At 64.9% G+C, this 644-nt stretch carries 1 pseudogene; it reads left to right on the top strand.

The annotated features are described in order from the left end of the window. Positions 1 to 644, top strand: a pseudogene (locus AC0L3N_RS33930) (transposase); the annotation flags it as partial.

The following is a 644-nucleotide window of genomic DNA, read 5'->3' as shown; positions in this document are numbered from 1 at the left end:
GATCAGATCATCAATATGAAGCACGAGCTGGTACGGCTGGCGCAGGCGATCGACTGGCCTGTGCTGGAGGAGCGTTTCGGCGCGGTCTACTCGGACGGACCGGGCATGCCGCCGCTGCCGACGCGGTTGATGGCGGGCTTGGCGATCCTCAAGCACACCTGTCGGACGAGGAGCTGTGCGCCGCTGGGTGGAGAACCCGTATTTCCAGTATCTGTGCGGCGAGGAGTTCTTCCGTCACGACTTGCCCTTCGACCGCTCGTCGATGACACGCTGGCGCAGCCGCATGGGCGAGGAGCGGATCGTCGCGCTTTTGCAGGAAAGCCTCAGCATTGCGGTCAAGACCGGAGCGATGAAGCCGGCCGACACGCGCCAAGTGATCGTGGACACGACCGTGCAGCCGAAGAACGTGATGTTCCCGACCGACGCCAAGCTCATCCACCGCGCCCGCGAACGGCTGGTGCGGCTGGCCAAACGGGCGGGGCTGGACTGCGCCAGACCTATGTGCGGGTCGGCAAGCTGGCGCTGATCAAGCACCAGCGCTATGCGCACGCCAAGCAATTCAAGCGGGCCAACAAGGCGCTGCGCAGGCTCAAGACCTATCTCGGCCGGACCATTCGCGACATCTCCCGCCAGATCGCCGGCGA

Source organism: Mesorhizobium sp. WSM4807, from assembly GCF_055811615.1.
The sequence above is the reverse complement of the archived record's forward strand: the minus strand, read 5'-3'. Positions and strand labels throughout refer to the sequence as shown.